Origin of the sequence: Porphyrobacter sp. GA68 (genome assembly GCF_022605525.1) — a bacterium.
Classification (GTDB): Bacteria; Pseudomonadota; Alphaproteobacteria; order Sphingomonadales; family Sphingomonadaceae; genus Qipengyuania_B.
In genome coordinates this window covers 861327-876749 of record NZ_JAKQYJ010000002.1, presented here as the reverse complement: position 1 = coordinate 876749, position 15423 = coordinate 861327, and the positions used below count along the sequence as shown (strand labels likewise).

Here is a 15423-nt window from a genome sequence, read left to right as displayed (position 1 = left end):
GCCATCTCTGGATGGTAGGAAAGGCGCGCTAAATAGCAAACCGATTTAGTTTGTGGCTCTCGGCTCCGTGTTGACTGTCCTGCAGGGGCGTTTCAACGACGGCAAAAGTCTATGCCAAGAGGGGTTTCTCCAGACCATTCTCTAATGCACCGGCTTGCGATTCGGTCAGCAGTCGCTGTCCGCATAATCCGCTCAAAGATATAAAAGCTGCCTTTCCGCTTCCGGCCCAATCTCTGCCATTTGATCGGCCTATCCACAGGCTTCCACACGACCGGTGTAGCTGTATCCAACCTGCTCAAAATGGCACAGCCGCCAATTGCATTTCACGCAACAGCAGCTTCGCGCCCCATCTCGGCCATTCGAGTGATCGCGTTAATTTCCCGGGAGCAGACGTTCGTTCAGGCTGACGCGGCTGGCAACTAAGCGCCTTCATCGCGGCCGTTCGGGACTCTAGTCGCTAATGCTAAAAGCAGACGCCTATTGGATGCGGTCTAAACGGCAGTGTCGTCGGACGTTACGGTAAGTCTGGGGTAAGTGGTAAGCGGATGTTGAGTTAATTGCCATATATCAACGCAGCAGCGGCTTGGCAGCTCAATGCGAGTGGCCGCCGTGCTGTTCGCCGCCAGGCTGTCGTTCCCCCAAAGCCGCATACCGCTCGGCGCTCATCTGCGGCATGGCTTTGACGAAAGTTGCAATGTTCCAGGTTGCCTCCTCGTCGTGCGTTGGACCGAACGCCGGCATGCCGGAAGCCTTGATCCCGTGCTTGACCAGCCAGAACACCTCTTCAGCTGACCCCTCCTGTGCGGCATGAGCCAAGGCAGGCGGGTGCGGCACCATGCCCTTGGCCCAGCCAGCACGGCTGGCACCCACGCCGGCATGGCAGTGCTGGCACATCACCTTGTAATTACTGGCGCCGGCTGCCACCATCGCGGGTGTTAGCTCAGGCGCTACGATGCCATCGGCGCGGCCCTGAACCGAGTTGTGGTAGGTGGTGTCGAGCGCTCAGGCGACCACCGGATTGTGCCGATCCGTTGCCGCGACATTATAGGCTCCGGTCAGGACCACAACGAGCCCGATTATACCCAGCGGGACCAGAACGCCGACCGCGCCAACGAGCGCGCCTTTGCTAACCGGCTTCATGCCGCTTCTCCATCATAACACTTGATATAGCCGCGGTAGCCCAGTTCATCCTTCGCTTGCGGAGGAACGACGACCAGCTCCATCACCTGTAGGCCGGCGCTCCCTTCTTCATCGAGCGAGCGGGTGGTCACCAGCAGATCACCACTAGCGAACCGACCCGGTCCTGCCGCGCCGACGGGGATGAGTGTGCCATTGAGTTTGATCGCGCCGCTACCGCCCGGCTCGAACAGAAACGCGGGAAAGCCAACTTCAGTCAAGCGGAACGCGTAGCGTCCCTCCCGGCCGCCAAGCGCCGCGGTGTCGGCGGTGCTCATCGTCTCAGGCTTGACGACCTCAGGGGCGACATTTGCCAAAGCCACCGGAGCGGGTGCGATTGGAGCAGGCGTCGGTGCCGGGTCGAGCTGCGCCTCCCGGTCATAGCCGAGGGCCGTGTTTCGATCGCAGCCGACCGTTACCAAGGGCGGCAAGGCCGCAGGTGGCAGTGTGCCTTCATTGCTGCGCCGTTTCCGGCACACGCTCGGCCGTGCGCACGCCATTCTCCTCGATATCCGCGATCAGCGCCTTCATCTGCGCGATCTCCTCCCGCTGCGTCTGGATGATTTCATCGGCCAGCCTGCGCACGCGTGGATCGCTGATCTGCGCCCGCTCGCTGGTCAGGATGGCGATGGAATGGTGCGGGATCATCGCCTTCATGTACTCGGTGTCGGTAACGGTCGCTTGGCTGCGCACCAGCCACAAGGCGAGCGCGAACACGGCCGCCGCCATGCCCAGAATGATGAAGTTGCGCGTCTTGTACTTGTACATGCCCCACATGAAGAGGAGCATGACCGCCATCATCACCGCGCCCATCACGAACATCATCCAGAAGCGTGTCTCGCTCCAGAAGATGTGGTCGACGTCGTAGGTGTTCACATACATCAGGAAGAACATGAGCACGGTCGAGGTCGCGACCATCGCCATGAAGCGCCAGTAATTGCCGCCCTTGTGCTTGTGCTCTGCCTGATGGTCGTCCATGCGTGCGTTCTCCTTCTACATCGCGATCCAGCCCAGCGCCTTGGCACCCATCCACAGGCCCATCGCGATCATGAACAGGTTCTCCGTCAGCGACACGAAACCCAGCGGTACATTGCTGTTCCCGCCGACGCAGGCGCATTTCAGCTCGCGCTTGTCGATATACACCGCCTTGAACACGCTGACCGCGCCGACCGTGCCGATGAACAGCGACACCGGCACGGAGATGATCGGCAGCGCGTGCGCCACCATCAGCACGCCGGCCATCCCCTCGCCGAAGGGATAAAGGTAGCCGTAACGCGGCCAGCGGCGCGCCAGCAGGTCGTAATTGAGGAACATGGTCGAAAAGCTGCGCACGTCCTGCAGCTTCTGCACCGCGAGGAGCGCCATCGACAGGCTGACGAACCATTCGATCGCCTGCACGGTGAAGATCGTGTCGAAGGCATACCAGCTGATCGCCAGCCCCAGCAGGAAGGCGACACCGAAGATGGCGATGACCGGCTGGTAGCTGGTGTCGCCCTTCTTCTGCACGGACTTGCCGAAGTGCGCGCACAGATCGTCATAGCCGCCGATGCGTGTCCCGCCGATAAAGGTCTGCGGCGTCGTCTTGACGTCATGCTTCGCCTTGAAGGCGTCGGTTTCCTCCCGCGTCGTCAGATGCCGGTCGTCAACCGCGAAGCCTTGCCGCTTGAGCAGGTCGACCGTCTTGATGCCGTAGGGGCAGACATGATCCGGCATGACCATGCGGTACACGGTGGCGGTTTTGATCGGGCTGCTGACGTTCATAAGTCCTCGCGGCGGAGCGGTGTTCAGTCAGGCGTGTTCGCGCTGTGCGCCGCATGATCGCCGGGGTTCATCGCGCCATGGTCCATACTTGCGTGATCCACGACGCCGTGGTCCGTCTGGCCATGCTGCATCTTGCTGTGATCCATGCTGCCGTGGTCCACCTCGGCATGATCCATCATCTTGCAACGCATCTTGCCGTCCTGATCTTTTTCGCAGCAGCCCATCTCCGCCTGCTCGCAATGGGGGCAAGTCGGCTCGGCGGATTGCGCGAAAGCGGGTGAAGCGACGGCCATGATGGCGGCAACAAAAAGGGTTTTCATAAGAAGTTCCTTTCAATCAAGATTCAGTTGTAGCTCGCGAACACGCTGCGGCCTTCTGGCCCGAAGGCGATCACCTGATAGGCTTCGCGATGGTCACCATGCTCCATGCCGGGCGAGCCCATCGGCATGCCGGCGACAGCCAGGCCGGTGACGCCGGCGGGCTTCTCCCGCAACAGGCGCTCGATGTCGGCAGCGGGCACATGGCCCTCGATCACATAGCCATCGGCGATCATGGTATGACAGGATTGCAGGTCAGCCGGCACGCCGCGCTCGGCCTTCACCTGCGCCATGTCCGGGTGATCGACCGTCTGCACGTCGTGCGCGTCACCCGCCTCGACATGCTTGGCCCAGGCGAGGCAGCAGCCGCAGTTCGGGTCGCGGTACATCGTGTAGGTGGCGGCCTGCGCGGCGCACGCGGTCAGCGCCGTCCCGAGCACCAATGAACCGGCAAGGGTGCGGCGGAAAACGGCGGAGCGGATTGCTGAGATCATGCGGGGTTCCTTTTGGTCAGGCGCTAGCGTTTCACTCTTTCGAACAGGTCGACCAGTTCGTTGAACTTAGTCCGCTGCTCGGCCGCGTCACCCGACGCGATGGCTTCGGCGACGCAGCAGGCGGCGTGGTCCTTGAGGATGCCGCTCTCCACCTTGGCGAGCGCCGCCTTCACCGCCTGCACCTGATGCAGGATGTCCATGCAGTAGCGGTCGTCGGCCACCATCTGCGCGATGCCGCGCACCTGGCCTTCGATGCGCCTGAGGCGGTTGATGGTCTCTGTGCGGTCCTTCGCCATGTTGGTGGCAACCTCTTGCAATACCCTACAATGGTATCCTATTTAATCCGGTGTCATGATGTTGCAAGAGCGGACCCAAATGGTGAAACTGTCACGTCGCGGAGTGTTGAGCGGGCTGGGCACGGGAGTGGCGCTCGCCGCCGTGCCCGCCTGGGCGCAGGGCCATAGCCTGCATGGCCGCGGCCACTCGCGCGGCGGTCCGCGTATCCCGGCGGGCTTTGGCGAGCTGAGCGGCGAGGTCATCGACCTCACGGTAGGCAGCGGCCACCGCATTGTGGAAGGGCGGCGCGGCCCCGGCATCGCCGTCAATGGCTCCGTACCCGGCCCGCTCATTCGCCTGCGCGAAGGGCAGAACGTCCGGCTCAACGTCACCAACGATCTGAACGAAGACACCTCGATCCACTGGCACGGTCTGCTGGTTCCCTTTCACATGGACGGCGTGCCGGGCGTCAGTTTTCCCGGCATTCGCCCGGGCGAGACGTTCGCTTACGAGTTTCCGGTGCGCCAGTCGGGCACCTACTGGTATCACAGCCATTCCGGACTGCAGGAGCAGTCGGGGCATTACGGTCCCCTGATCATCGATCCAGCCGGTGCGGAGCCGGTTCCCTACGACCGCGACTACATCCTGCTTCTGAGCGACTTTACGGTGCTCGACCCGCATTTCATCATGAGTCGGCTGCGCACGGGGGAAGGCTACTTCAACCGCCAGCAGACGAGCTGGACCGACGACTACCCCCTGTCGGGCGAGGAACGGCGGATGTGGGCCAAGATGCGCATGCCCGCGACCGACATCATGGACATCGGCGCGCCGACCTACACCTTCCTCGCCAACGGGCGCGGCCCGACCGAAGGTCTCGAATACCTGTTCCGCCCCGGCGAGCGGGTGCGTCTTCGGATCATCAACGGCTCGGCGCAAAGCTTCTTCAACGTCCGTATTCCGGGCCTTGCGATGACGGTCATCGCCGCCGACGGCCAGAACGTGCGGCCCGTCGAGGTCGACGAGTTCCAGATCGGCACGGCCGAGACCTATGACGTGATCGTCGAGCCGGGCAGCGCGGAAGCGTATGCCATTGTGGGCGAGTCCATGGACCGTTCGGGCATGGCGCTGGCGATGCTGGCGAGCCGCCCTGGCGCCCGCGCTCCGGCTCCTCCCTTGCGCGATCCGCCGCTGCTGACGATGGCCGATATGGGCATGAACCATGGCCCGAGCGAAGGCGGCGGCCATGTGGGTCACGATGGAATGGATCATGGCGGCGGCGCTGCCCGTGCCGCGGCCAGTGCCGGCGGCATGGACCATGCGGCCATGGGGCACGGCACGCCGGCTGCGCCTGCCGCCACCGCGGAGGCAGGCGGGGCGATGGCGGGCATGGCGATGGGTGGTCACAGCATGGAGGGCATGGACATGCGCGACACCTCCCTCCTGCCGCCCGACGTCAAGGTGGGGCCGGGGGTCGACATGGTCTCGATGGCCCCGGTCGATAAGACGGGCGATCCGGGCCTTGGCCTGCGCGATGTGGGACACCGCGTGCTGAATTACCGGATGCTCGCCGCGTTGGAGCCGAACCGTGACACGCGCGAGCCCTCTCGCCTCTTGGAAATCCATCTGACCGGCAACATGGAACGTTATATGTGGTCGTTCGATGGGCGGATGTATTCGGCCGTGAGCGACGTGCCGATCCGCTTCGCCTGGAACGAGCGGGTGCGGGTGAAGCTGGTCAACAACACCATGATGGGCCACCCCATCCACCTGCACGGCATGTTCTTCGAGATCGTCAACGGGCAGTCGCCGGCGCAACAGCCGCGTAAGAACGTCATCATCGTGCAGCCCGGCGCCAGCGCGACCTTCGACCTCACCGCCAACGAGCCGGGCGACTGGGCCTTCCACTGCCACCTCATGTACCACATGCACGGCGGCATGATGCAGACGGTCACCGTGGTCGGACCGGAGGGCGCGGTGTGAGGATGCCATTGCTGAGCCTGCCGTTGCTGGCCTTCGCGCCGCTTCCTGTGCCCGCGCTGGCGCAGGATCAGGGCGGGCATGACATGCCGCAAGCGGAGGAGCCCTTGCAGCCTTCCGACGATCCTCACGCCGGCCACGCGATGCCCGCGCCCGCCGGGGCCACGGAGCCCCCGCCGACCGATCCGCATGCCGGCCATTCCATGCCCGCTGATGCGCAGCCGGTCGAACCTGCGGCCGCTATGGACCACAGCGCCATGGATCATGGCGCGATGGGTCACGGGGACATGGACACCGCCGCCTCGCCCGGCCCGGAGTTCGAGACCCCGCCCCCGCCCGAGGCGGGCAGCGGCCCGCCGCGCGCGGCCGACGCCATCTGGGGTGCCGAGGCGATGGCAGCATCGCGCGCGGAACTTCAGCGCACCCACGGCGACTTCGCGGTGTTCTGGTTCCAGAGCGACCGGCTGGAGGTGCAGTCGCGTGAAGGTACCGATGGCTACCTGTGGGATCTGCAAGGCTACTATGGCGGCCCGACCAGCCGGTTCTGGTTCAAGAGCGAGGGCGAAGGCGCGTTCGGCCAGCGGGTCGAGGATGCGGAAGTTCAAGCGCTTTACTCCCGCGCCATCTCGCCGTTCTGGGATTTGCAGGCGGGCGTGCGGCAGGATGTCGCCGGGCGGGACACGACCCATGGCGTGCTCGGCATCCAGGGGCTCGCCCCCTACCTCTACGAGATCGACGCGGCGCTGTTCGTCTCCCACCGCGGCGATGTGACCGCAAGGATCGAGGCGGAGCTGGACCAGCGCATCACCCAGCGCCTGATCCTGCAACCCCGCGCGGAGGTGAACCTGTCGGCGCAGGACGTGCCGCTGCTTGGGCTAGGTTCAGGCATCGACAAGGCGGAGCTGGGCATCCGTCTGCGCTACGAGATCATCCGCGAGTTCGCGCCCTACATCGGCGTCGAGCAAAGCTGGCGTGTTGGCGGCAGCGCCGACTACGCGCGCGCCGCCGGCGAAGACCCGAGCGTCACCAGCTATGTCGCCGGCATCCGTTTCTGGTTCTGACAAGAAGGAGTATAATTGTGCGTTTCCATGCTCTCATCGCCAGCGCGGCCCTCGCCGCAACGGCCCTCACCGCTCCTTCCTCGGCCTTGGCCCACGCCAAGGTGGTCGCGTCCAGCCCGGCGCAGGGCGCGACCGTCGCCAAGCCGCGCATGGTGACCCTGACCTTCAGCGAGGCGCTGCTCCCGCCCACGGCCGCCGCCGCCATCGTCATGACCGCCATGCCCGGCGTCAAGAACCACGGCGAGATGGCGATCCGCAACTTCACCACCAGCTGGTCGAAGGATAACAAGACCATGACCCTGAAGCTGCGCCAGCCGCTGCGCGCGGGCACCTACGAGGTGCGCTGGCAAGCGGCGGGCGCGGACGGACACCGGATGAAGGGCTCGGTCGGCTTCACCGTCGCCTGAACGCCAGCGGATGGAGGCATGGCTGCACCCGCTGCTGCGGTTCGCGCACTACGCGCTGCTGCTCGGCCTGTTTGGAGTGACGGCCATCCGTGCCTTTGGACTGGGCAGGCTGGCGGCGGGTGCATTGCCGGATATGCGGCTGCCCGTGGTAAGCGGGTGCATCCTCGCGGCGGTGGTGTCGCTGGCCCTGATGGTGGTGAGCATCGCCGCCATGATGGGGCAACCCGTCGCCTCTCTAGACTGGCCGATGTTCGAGGTGATGGTCGCCTCCACCAGCATGGGCTGGGCGTTTCTCATCCGCCTCGCCGCGCTCCTGGCCGCCTTGGGCGTGCTGGCTTTCCCGCTCCGCCGGTGGAACCTTGCGGGTGCCGCGGTGCTTCTCGGCGTGGCGCTGGCGACGCTCGCGTGGAGCGGGCACGCGGCCGCAAGCGAAGGAAGGCTTGGAACGCTCCACCGGCTCAGCGACGCGCTGCATCTGCTGGCATCGGGCGTGTGGATCGGCGCGATCGGGTGGTTCGCCCACCTGGTTGTAGCCGCGCATCGGCGGCCGAACCGCATGGCTAGTGCCCCGTTGCTGGCGACCATGCACCGGTTCAGGTTCCTTGGCGCGGCGTTGGTGGGCGTCGTCGCCTCGACCGGTATCCTCAACGCGCACCTGATCTTTGGGCTCGGTAACAGCGGTGCGGTGCTGGGAACGGCCTATGGTGTCCTGTTGGCGGGCAAGATCGCGGTGGTCGGCGCGATGCTGCTGTTGGCGGGCCGCAATGCCCTGCTCAGCCGCCGCGCCGCGCGGGAGAGCGCCGATGTACCAACAGCCGCTGGATCACTGCTTCCCGCACTTCGGCGCAGCCTGGCGGCTGAGTTAAGCCTTGCGGCGCTCGTGATCGGATGTGTCGCCGTTCTGGGCCTCATGTCGCCGATGGGCTGAGAACATCGATGCGTCGGGCTGCTAATGGCCCCCTGAGCGGTGTGAGTATGGTGCCATCGAATGGCATTTTGTTATGTACCCGCTCAAGCAGGTTCTAAGTTTACGGATCCACGATTTCGGCACCCGATGCTCGGGTCTGCTTATCACGCAGATGGGCCTCTAAGCCGACCTTCCGCTTCCGTTTAGAGTTTCGGACGCCGGGAGGCGTCGGAAAGTTGACGGTGCCCGAACCCGCGGGCCCCGGGCGGTTATCTATGGGGATTTGGACTTTGGCCTGCTCTGGGTGATGGCGGGGGTTGCCGATTTGCGGACGGATCCGAGAACGGACCGGCTGCTTTGTGGGCGATCATGTGGGCGCGTAAAAGCAGACTGGGGCGTGGGTGAGTCCGTTTTTGGGGAAGCTCGACGCAAGGCTTCGCGTCCCCTGCGACAGGAGCGTATCGGGGGCGATCGACGATATGCCGTGCCGGATCACGGCGGGGGGCTTCCGGATGCGACGATAAGGGATGGCGGGGCGCGGGGCTGATATCGACGCTCGAACGTCTCGATGATGACCATGCGCCCGCCACAGCACGGGCATGGCGGCCGGGCCTCGGCCGGCTCGAGCGGCGGGTCATCGACCGGAGGTGGTGCGACCGCGAGCAACGTGCGGGCGCGTTCGAGGCTAATCCGTCGGGTGCCGCTGGCAAGCAGGCCGTAGTCCCGGATGCGGTGGGACCCGCGCGGCAGGGCGTGGAGCAGGAACCGGCGGATGAACTCGTCTGCGGCGAGCGTCATCACCTGCTGGCGGTCGGTGCCGCCCCGACGATCATCCTTGTAACGGAACGTGACCCCGGCCTCGTCGAACCGAAGGAGGCGGCTGTTCGAGATCGCAACGCGGTGGGTGTAGCGCGACAGATATGCGAGCACCGCTTCGGGTCCGGCGAACGGCGGCTTGGCGTAGACGACCCAGCGCTTTTTGCGGACCGGCGAGAGGTGCCGCAGGAGCGCGCGTCGGCCGGTGAGATGCGCCATCTGGCCGAAGAAGGCGAGGCGACCGGCATCGTGAAGTGCCATGAGGCGGGTGAGGAACAGGCGGCGGTACAGCGCACCGAGCACGCGCACTGGCAGGAGGAACGCGGGTCGCGCGGCGATCCAGCTTGTTCCGTCGAGCGAGATGCCACCACCCGGTACGATCATTGGATGTGCGGATGATGGGTCATGGCCGAGCCCCAGGTGTGGAGCACGGCGGTGATGCCGATGCGCGCACCCAGATGCTTGGGATCGGCAGCGATGGTCAGCATGGTCTGCGAAGCGGTCTTGAACAGCAGGTTGTAGAGCAGAGCCTTGTTGTGGAACGCGATGGCGGCGATCTCGGCGGGCAGCGTGAACACGAGGTGGAAATAGCCGACCGGCAGCAGGTTGGCCTCGCGCTCGGCGAGCCAGGTGCGCGCAGCGACGCCCTGGCACTTGGGGCAGTGCCGGTTGCGGCAGCTGTTATAGACGATCCGCCAATGGCCGCAGTCGGTGCAGGCCTCGACGTGCCCACCCATCGCAGCGGTGCGACACTGCTCGATGGCCGACATGATATTGAGCTGGTGCAGGCTCACGTGCCCGGCATGCGCTGCGCGATACGAGGGACCGGCTGTACGGAAGATGTCGGCGACCTCAAGCGAGGTGCGCACCGGCTCAGCCGTCGGGCGGCTCCGGTTCGGGTGCGGCCAGCGCCAGTCGGTCGAGCGGACTGACGACCGCCCGGATCGTCTTGGTCGCGACCTGCGTGTAAAAGGCGGTGGTGTTCAGCTTGGCATGGCCGAGCAGCGCCTGGATGACGCGGATATCGAAACCGTCCTCCAGCAAATGGGTGGCGAAGCTGTGGCGCAGGGTGTGCGGCCCGACGCGCTTGTCGATGTCCGCGGCCTCGGCGGCCTCGACGGCGATCCGGTAGAGCTGACGCGTGCTGATCGGGGCAGAGGCGCTCTGTCTAGGGAACAGCCAGCCCTCGGGAAGCAGTACGCCCTGCTGCCGTCCGGCGCGCCACCAGTCGCGCAGCAACAGGAGCAGGCCTTCGGGCAGCATGGCGTTGCGGTATCGCCCGCCCTTGCCGCGCTCGATCCGCAGCAGCATGCGGGTGCTGTCGATATCGGTCACCTTGAGCATCGATACCTCGGCGACCCGTAGTCCCGCACCATAGGCGACCGACAGCGCCGCCTGGTGCTTGAGGCAGCGGGTGGCATCGAGCAGCCGCTTTACCTCGGTCATGGTCAGCACCACCGGGATTTTGCGGGCATGCTTGGTGCGGACGAGCCGTCGTGCCAGATCGGGGCGGTCGAGCGTGTGGCTGAAGAAGAAGCGCAGCGCCGCGACGATACTGTTCATGGTCGGCGGCGGGACCCCGGCATCCTGCTGCTCGATCTGGAACTGGCGGACATCCTCCGTGCTCGCCGTGTGGGGCGAGCGCCCCAGCCAGATGGCGAACCGCCCGACGTCGCGCAGATAGTTGCGCTGCGTCTCCCTGGAAAACCGCCGCATGGTCATGTCGTCGATCAGGCGCTGGCGCAGCGGGCTGACCGCACCGATCTGGATAAGCTCGTTCATCGTTCGACTCCTCAGGTTGAAGGAGCCGAAAGAGCCTGCCCATGAGGAGCCTCGCTCAACCCGGGTCGGACGCTTGCGTCGTTGCTGTTACTTCACCACCAGCGCCACTCCCGCGGAGCGGGTTCGTGCTCCGGCCGGAAATCTGACCGTGGAATGCTCGCCGGTCATTATTTCGAGTAATGCCGAAATATAACTTGCCCCAGGCAAGCCCTGCCGATATTTCGAGAATCATGGAAATTGATTCTGGCGGCGCTGTCTCGGCCTTGGGTGCGCTAGCGCAAGAGCACCGGCTCGCTTTATTCCGCCTACTGGTCCAAGCCGGAACCGATGGGCTGCCTGCTGGCGCAATCGCCGAACGATTGGGAGTGCCGAACTCCTCGCTGTCCTTCCATCTAGCGCACCTCAATCGGGCCGGATTGATCAAACAGCGGCGCGAAGGCCGCTCGCTTATCTACACGGCGAATTATGCCGCGATGAACGCGCTGGTTGGCTACCTCATGGAAAATTGCTGCGCTGGCGCAGAATGCTCGCCCGCGACATCACCCGGCTGCGAGGCTGCTCCTAACGACGAAAGGAAATCCGCATGAAGCGCCTGTACGTACACGTTGGCGTCGCCGACCTCGACAAGTCGATCGGGTTCTATTCCACCTTGTTCGGGGCGGAGCCGACCGTAACCAAGGCGGACTACGCCAAGTGGATGCTGGAGGATCCGCGCGTCAATTTCGCAATCTCTTCCAGCAATCACGCCGCAAAGGGCATTGAAAATCTCGGCATCCAGGTCGAGACCGCCGAGGAACTCACCGAGGTTTACGGCCGTCTCAAGTCCGCCGATCGCCCGGTGCTGGAAGAAGGCGCAACGACCTGTTGCTACGCGAAGTCCGAAAAGAGCTGGATCGCCGATCCGGACGGCGTGATCTGGGAAGCCTTCCACACCAACGGCGAGGCGACCGTCTACGGTGATAGTCCGGCGCTCTCGGCGCTGTCCGACAATGCCGCCGCCGACGCCCGCTGCGCCCCTGCAATGACGGTGCCCGAAGCCACCGGATGCTGCGGATGAGCGTGACCATATGGCACAATCCGGCCTGCGGCACCTCGCGCAACACGCTCGCGCTGATCCGCGCGACCGGCACCGAGCCGGAAGTGGTCCTGTATCTCGAGACGCCACCGAGCCGCACCGGACTGGTCGATGCGATCGAACGCATCGGCATCGGCGCGCGCGCGCTGCTGCGGGAGAAGAGCACGCCCTTCGCCGAGCTTGGCCTGAGCAATCCAGTGTTAACCGACGACGATCTGATCGATGCGATGGTGGAACATCCGATTCTCATCAATCGTCCGGTTGTCTTCGCTCCGAACGGCGTGAAACTGTGTCGGCCGTCGGAGGAGGTGCTGTCCATCCTCGACCGGCCGCTGACCGAGGACTTTGTCAAGGAAGACGGCGAAGTGGTGCCGGCCAATGGCTGAGGCTAATGAGGCGGCAAAGCCTGCCATCTCGACCTTCGAACGCTACCTGTCTGTCTGGGTGCTCTTGTGCATCGTGGTCGGCATCGCGCTGGGCGCCGCGGCACCGGGCGCGTTCGCGGCGATTGCGTCGGCCGAGGTCGCGCAGGTCAATCTGCCGGTGGCTGCGCTCATCTGGCTGATGATCATCCCCATGCTGCTCAAAATCGACTTCGGTGCGCTGGGTTCTGTGCATCAGCACTGGAAGGGCGTCGGCGTCACCGTGTTCGTCAACTGGGCCGTGAAGCCCTTCTCGATGGCGGCGCTGGGCACCTTCTTCATCGGCTATCTGTTCGCACCGCTGCTCCCCGCGGGCGAGATCTCGTCCTATATCGCCGGGCTCATTATCCTCGCCGCCGCGCCGTGCACCGCGATGGTCTTCGTGTGGTCGAACCTGTGCGACGGCGAGCCGAACTATACCCTCAGCCAGGTTGCGCTGAACGATCTGATCATGGTGTTCGCTTTCGCACCGATCGTAGGCTTATTGCTTGGCGTCGCTTCGATCACCGTGCCGTGGGGCACGCTGCTGCTGTCGGTGCTGCTCTACATCGTCATTCCGGTCGTGATCGCCCAGGTCGTGCGGCGCTGGGTCCTGTCACACGGCGGCCAGGCTGCGCTCGCTCGTCTTTTGGCCGCGTTGGGCCCAAATATCGCTGGTATCGCTGCTTACCACCCTCGTGCTGCTGTTCGGCTTCCAGGGCGAGCAGATCCTCGCGCAGCCGCTGGTGATCGTGCTGCTCGCGGTGCCGATCCTGATCCAGGTCTACTTCAACGCCGGACTCGCATATTGGCTGAGCCGCAAGCTGGGGGTTGCGTGGTGTATCGCCGCCCCCGCCGCGCTCATCGGCGCGTCGAACTTCTTCGAGCTGGCCGTGGCGGCCGCGATTTCCTTGTTCGGCATCAACTCCGGGGCGGCTCTCGCGACGGTTGTTGGCGTGCTTGTGGAGGTTCCGGTAATGCTCTCGGTGGTCGCGATCGTGAAGCGGTCGCGGGCTTGGCACGAACGGCAAGATACGCCTGCAGCCGGCTAAAAGCGGACGTTCCGCAAACGGCCCAAGTCCTGCCGCTACAATGCTCGGCCGAACCAGATGACGCGGCCCACCACGTGAACCTCCGACCGGTCCATGTCGTGCCAGGTCGGATAAGCCGGATTGTCGCTGGCAACAGTGATCTGCCGACTGCCAGGCTTGATCGCGATCCGCTTCACCACGAGCGCATCATCAGAGCGAAGGACATAGATCCCATCGCGCAGCCGCGAGCCATGATCTGACGCATCGACCAGCACCTCGTCGCCATCACTGAGCGTGGGTTCCATCGAGTCACCCTTCACGCCGACGATCGACAGGCTCGCGCTCTTGGCTGACGTCAGGTGGCGCAGCCAGCGCTCGTCGAACCCAAACCTGGTGTGTGCAGTCTCACTGGCAGCAACCGCGCCGAAGCCAGCTGATGCTTCGACATCAAGAACGGGTATCTCGACCATGCCGTCGGTGACCGGATTGGCGGGACCACCGAGTACTTGCTCGTCGACGCCGAAGAAGCAGGCGAGCGTCTTTCGATCCTCATCATCGAGCTTCCTCGGTGAACCGCGCTTGATGAACTGCTGCACATAGGCGGGGTTACGGCCGAGCAGCCGCGATATCGACGCGTAACCATATCCGCCCTTGAGGATCAGCCGGTCGAGCTCTTCCCTCACATGTTCCATTCGTCTGTCCTTCGAATCTTGATCGTAGGAATTTTCCTAGACTCGCGGATGTGATCCTACTAAGAACATAACAAGAACACAAGGGATTTGCGAGTCGGAGCGAAAGGGACATGACCTTGCTGGAACGGATCGAAAAGCATCTGAAAGATCATCATATTTCGGCAACGCGTTTCGGACGGCGCGCGGTCGGCGATCCGCGATTCGTACTCGACCTCAGGATGGGGCGCAGACCGCGCCGCAGAACCATAGAACGGCTCGAAGCCTATCTTGCGTCAATCGAGGCTACCCCCCCCCGAGTGTATCAGGAGGAATGGGAAGTGCGCTCGCCAAGCTGCTCATAACGATGTGCCACCTCTTGCCAGAGTTTTGCCCCGTCCTCCTCGCCGTCCCGGGTCAGATGATCGATCTTCGCCGCAATGAATTCATGCCCGGCATCGCCGTGGTGCTTCTCGACCCAAAGCGCCATGCCCCAGAGTTCCTGATCGCGGGTGAGCGTCAAAGGAACGACCAAACGCCAGCGACGAGCATAAGGACGATCGGGAGGCCAAGCAGCCATGCCTCGAGCTTCAATTTCCATTCCGGCTCGATCCGCGGAAACGGGTCGTCGCTGTCGGGCCAGTCGCGCATCAGCACCAGGGCTCCCTGCGCCCGGACCAGGTTCTTGCAAGGCCTTCTGCGACCAGTTGGTCGCCGATCGAGCGTCCATTGCGCAGCAGCACACGGAGCTTCCGACCGTACTGGTCTTCGTCCCTGCTACCGATCGTCACCGCTTCGAATTCGCCTTGATTGAGCAGGACAACCAGCCGGTCGCGGGCCTTGATGCCGAGGTCGTACTCGTAGTCGCACTTGGGCTGCGAGATTTCCGGTGTGTCGATATCCGCGATCCTGATCTTCACGCCTTCGAGCCAGATGGTATCGCCATCGACAACGCACGTCCGTCTGACCATGCCGCACACCGCAAAGCTGTGCGTGGTTCGCGCTTCGGCGCTCGCCGACCCAAATGGCCAATAGATTCCAGCGAGACCACCAAGAATGCCGACGATGAGACCGCCCCCTACAAGAACGGCGAGGCTTCTTCCTCTGGCGCGCTTGCTCCGGTCACGTCCGGTCCGGAAAGCAAAGACATTATCGCGGAGTGTTCTCTTGGACATTCCGCCTTCTTTCATTTCCGGACCTTCACGCCAAGACACCGTGCTCGCTTTCCCGATGGTTTTCAGCTATTTTCGCGGCAACGCGAGTGGGCGGCCTAG

20 protein-coding genes and 2 pseudogenes are annotated in these 15423 nt (G+C 64.2%); 8 read left to right on the top strand and 14 right to left on the bottom strand.

The window, feature by feature from the left end:
• Positions 1 to 591: 591 nt before the first annotated feature.
• The 8 genes from LHJ54_RS12020 to LHJ54_RS11985 all read right to left on the bottom strand — a co-directional run bounded on the left by LHJ54_RS12020 (position 592) and on the right by LHJ54_RS11985 (position 4044).
• Entirely contained in the window at positions 592 to 927 is a 336-nt protein-coding gene (locus tag LHJ54_RS12020) for a cytochrome c (protein ID WP_228244129.1), read from the bottom strand.
• Between the two features lie 75 nt (positions 928 to 1002).
• The gene (locus tag LHJ54_RS12015) at positions 1003 to 1140 is read right to left on the bottom strand and encodes a hypothetical protein (RefSeq protein ID WP_228244128.1); all 138 of its coding nucleotides are present in this window, start codon (positions 1138 to 1140) and stop codon (positions 1003 to 1005) included.
• Positions 1137 to 1598: a DUF6692 family protein gene (locus tag LHJ54_RS12010; protein WP_228244127.1), complete on the bottom strand. Its 462-nt coding sequence runs from the start codon at positions 1596 to 1598 to the stop codon at positions 1137 to 1139. Before LHJ54_RS12010 ends, LHJ54_RS12015 begins: the two co-directional genes overlap by 4 nt.
• Before the next feature lie 31 nt (positions 1599 to 1629).
• Positions 1630 to 2154: a DUF305 domain-containing protein gene (locus tag LHJ54_RS12005; RefSeq protein WP_228244126.1), complete on the bottom strand. Its 525-nt coding sequence runs from the start codon at positions 2152 to 2154 to the stop codon at positions 1630 to 1632.
• Positions 2155 to 2169: 15 nt separating this feature from the next.
• Positions 2170 to 2937, bottom strand: coding sequence for a glutaredoxin (locus LHJ54_RS12000; protein WP_228244125.1), 768 nt, complete (start codon positions 2935 to 2937; stop codon positions 2170 to 2172).
• A 23-nt stretch (positions 2938 to 2960) separates the two neighbouring features.
• Positions 2961 to 3257, bottom strand: coding sequence for a hypothetical protein (locus tag LHJ54_RS11995; protein WP_277754171.1), 297 nt, complete (start codon positions 3255 to 3257; stop codon positions 2961 to 2963).
• Between the two features lie 23 nt (positions 3258 to 3280).
• The gene (locus tag LHJ54_RS11990; RefSeq protein WP_228244124.1) at positions 3281 to 3748 is read right to left on the bottom strand and encodes a DUF411 domain-containing protein; all 468 of its coding nucleotides are present in this window, start codon (positions 3746 to 3748) and stop codon (positions 3281 to 3283) included.
• 23 nt (positions 3749 to 3771) lie between these two features.
• Complete coding sequence (locus LHJ54_RS11985; protein WP_228244123.1) at positions 3772 to 4044, bottom strand: metal-sensitive transcriptional regulator; 273 nt, start codon at positions 4042 to 4044, stop codon at positions 3772 to 3774.
• A 79-nt stretch (positions 4045 to 4123) separates the two neighbouring features.
• Here LHJ54_RS11985 and LHJ54_RS11980 point away from each other — a divergent pair, with 79 nt between their 5' ends.
• Genes LHJ54_RS11980 through LHJ54_RS11965 form a run of 4 tightly spaced genes read left to right on the top strand, consistent with a single transcriptional unit; the run spans position 4124 to position 8397 of the window.
• Positions 4124 to 6004, top strand: coding sequence for a copper resistance system multicopper oxidase (locus LHJ54_RS11980; protein ID WP_228244122.1), 1881 nt, complete (start codon positions 4124 to 4126; stop codon positions 6002 to 6004).
• 2 nt (positions 6005 to 6006) lie between these two features.
• Positions 6007 to 7062 carry a copper resistance protein B gene (locus tag LHJ54_RS11975; protein WP_228244121.1) on the top strand — a complete coding sequence of 352 codons (1056 nt, stop codon included), beginning with the start codon at positions 6007 to 6009 and terminating at the stop codon, positions 7060 to 7062.
• A gap of 17 nt (positions 7063 to 7079) precedes the next feature.
• Positions 7080 to 7469 carry a copper homeostasis periplasmic binding protein CopC gene (copC, locus tag LHJ54_RS11970; RefSeq protein ID WP_228244120.1) on the top strand — a complete coding sequence of 130 codons (390 nt, stop codon included), beginning with the start codon at positions 7080 to 7082 and terminating at the stop codon, positions 7467 to 7469.
• Between the two features lie 10 nt (positions 7470 to 7479).
• On the top strand, positions 7480 to 8397 hold the full coding sequence (locus LHJ54_RS11965) for a CopD family protein (protein ID WP_228244119.1): 918 nt from the start codon (positions 7480 to 7482) through the stop codon (positions 8395 to 8397).
• Between the two features lie 471 nt (positions 8398 to 8868).
• Here LHJ54_RS11965 and LHJ54_RS11960 read toward each other — a convergent pair.
• Together LHJ54_RS11960 and LHJ54_RS11955 are read right to left on the bottom strand one after the other, a co-directional pair.
• Positions 8869 to 10061: pseudogene (locus LHJ54_RS11960) on the bottom strand (IS91 family transposase).
• 4 nt (positions 10062 to 10065) lie between these two features.
• On the bottom strand, positions 10066 to 10974 hold the full coding sequence (locus tag LHJ54_RS11955) for a site-specific integrase (protein WP_228244118.1): 909 nt from the start codon (positions 10972 to 10974) through the stop codon (positions 10066 to 10068).
• A gap of 230 nt (positions 10975 to 11204) precedes the next feature.
• Between LHJ54_RS11955 and LHJ54_RS11950 the strand changes: the two genes are divergently transcribed.
• The 4 genes and pseudogenes from LHJ54_RS11950 (at position 11205) to arsB (ending at position 13502) form a co-directional block, all read left to right on the top strand.
• Entirely contained in the window at positions 11205 to 11561 is a 357-nt protein-coding gene (locus LHJ54_RS11950) for a helix-turn-helix transcriptional regulator (RefSeq protein ID WP_277754240.1), read from the top strand.
• Positions 11558 to 12031: an ArsI/CadI family heavy metal resistance metalloenzyme gene (locus tag LHJ54_RS11945; RefSeq protein ID WP_228244117.1), complete on the top strand. Its 474-nt coding sequence runs from the start codon at positions 11558 to 11560 to the stop codon at positions 12029 to 12031. The genes LHJ54_RS11950 and LHJ54_RS11945 overlap by 4 nt, the downstream gene beginning before the upstream one ends.
• Positions 12028 to 12435, top strand: a complete 408-nt coding sequence (arsC, locus tag LHJ54_RS11940; RefSeq protein ID WP_228244116.1) for an arsenate reductase (glutaredoxin) — start codon at positions 12028 to 12030, stop codon at positions 12433 to 12435. The genes LHJ54_RS11945 and arsC overlap by 4 nt, the downstream gene beginning before the upstream one ends.
• Positions 12428 to 13502, top strand: a pseudogene (gene arsB, locus LHJ54_RS11935) (ACR3 family arsenite efflux transporter). Before arsC ends, arsB begins: the two are co-directional and overlap by 8 nt.
• Positions 13503 to 13537: 35 nt before the next feature.
• On the opposite strand, the gene LHJ54_RS11930 reads toward arsB, so the two are convergent.
• From LHJ54_RS11930 to LHJ54_RS12785, 4 genes are all read right to left on the bottom strand, one after another.
• Positions 13538 to 14173 carry a S24 family peptidase gene (locus LHJ54_RS11930; protein WP_228244115.1) on the bottom strand — a complete coding sequence of 212 codons (636 nt, stop codon included), beginning with the start codon at positions 14171 to 14173 and terminating at the stop codon, positions 13538 to 13540.
• A gap of 301 nt (positions 14174 to 14474) precedes the next feature.
• A complete protein-coding gene (locus LHJ54_RS11925) occupies positions 14475 to 14672 on the bottom strand; it encodes a hypothetical protein (RefSeq protein ID WP_241721445.1) in 198 nt (65 codons plus the stop codon).
• Complete coding sequence (locus LHJ54_RS11920) at positions 14669 to 14800, bottom strand: hypothetical protein (protein ID WP_277754169.1); 132 nt, start codon at positions 14798 to 14800, stop codon at positions 14669 to 14671. The genes LHJ54_RS11925 and LHJ54_RS11920 overlap by 4 nt, the downstream gene beginning before the upstream one ends.
• Positions 14800 to 15339: a thermonuclease family protein gene (locus LHJ54_RS12785; protein WP_228244113.1), complete on the bottom strand. Its 540-nt coding sequence runs from the start codon at positions 15337 to 15339 to the stop codon at positions 14800 to 14802. Before LHJ54_RS12785 ends, LHJ54_RS11920 begins: the two co-directional genes overlap by 1 nt.
• Positions 15340 to 15423: the final 84 nt, after the last annotated feature.

Coding starts and splice junctions, on each gene's coding strand:
- LHJ54_RS11985 (WP_228244123.1), bottom strand. CDS start 4,044: ATGGCGAAGGACCGCACAGAGACCATCAACCGCCTCAGGCGCATCGAA.
- LHJ54_RS11955 (WP_228244118.1), bottom strand. CDS start 10,974: ATGAACGAGCTTATCCAGATCGGTGCGGTCAGCCCGCTGCGCCAGCGC.
- LHJ54_RS11945 (WP_228244117.1), top strand. CDS start 11,558: ATGAAGCGCCTGTACGTACACGTTGGCGTCGCCGACCTCGACAAGTCG.
- LHJ54_RS11965 (WP_228244119.1), top strand. CDS start 7,480: ATGGAGGCATGGCTGCACCCGCTGCTGCGGTTCGCGCACTACGCGCTG.
- LHJ54_RS11990 (WP_228244124.1), bottom strand. CDS start 3,748: ATGATCTCAGCAATCCGCTCCGCCGTTTTCCGCCGCACCCTTGCCGGT.
- LHJ54_RS12000 (WP_228244125.1), bottom strand. CDS start 2,937: ATGAACGTCAGCAGCCCGATCAAAACCGCCACCGTGTACCGCATGGTC.
- LHJ54_RS11930 (WP_228244115.1), bottom strand. CDS start 14,173: ATGGAACATGTGAGGGAAGAGCTCGACCGGCTGATCCTCAAGGGCGGA.
- LHJ54_RS11975 (WP_228244121.1), top strand. CDS start 6,007: ATGCCATTGCTGAGCCTGCCGTTGCTGGCCTTCGCGCCGCTTCCTGTG.
- LHJ54_RS11980 (WP_228244122.1), top strand. CDS start 4,124: ATGGTGAAACTGTCACGTCGCGGAGTGTTGAGCGGGCTGGGCACGGGA.
- LHJ54_RS11920 (WP_277754169.1), bottom strand. CDS start 14,800: ATGCGCGACTGGCCCGACAGCGACGACCCGTTTCCGCGGATCGAGCCG.
- LHJ54_RS12785 (WP_228244113.1), bottom strand. CDS start 15,339: ATGAAAGAAGGCGGAATGTCCAAGAGAACACTCCGCGATAATGTCTTT.
- LHJ54_RS12005 (WP_228244126.1), bottom strand. CDS start 2,154: ATGGACGACCATCAGGCAGAGCACAAGCACAAGGGCGGCAATTACTGG.
- LHJ54_RS11995 (WP_277754171.1), bottom strand. CDS start 3,257: ATGAAAACCCTTTTTGTTGCCGCCATCATGGCCGTCGCTTCACCCGCT.
- LHJ54_RS12015 (WP_228244128.1), bottom strand. CDS start 1,140: ATGAAGCCGGTTAGCAAAGGCGCGCTCGTTGGCGCGGTCGGCGTTCTG.
- LHJ54_RS11950 (WP_277754240.1), top strand. CDS start 11,205: ATGGAAATTGATTCTGGCGGCGCTGTCTCGGCCTTGGGTGCGCTAGCG.
- arsC (WP_228244116.1), top strand. CDS start 12,028: ATGAGCGTGACCATATGGCACAATCCGGCCTGCGGCACCTCGCGCAAC.
- LHJ54_RS12020 (WP_228244129.1), bottom strand. CDS start 927: ATGGTGGCAGCCGGCGCCAGTAATTACAAGGTGATGTGCCAGCACTGC.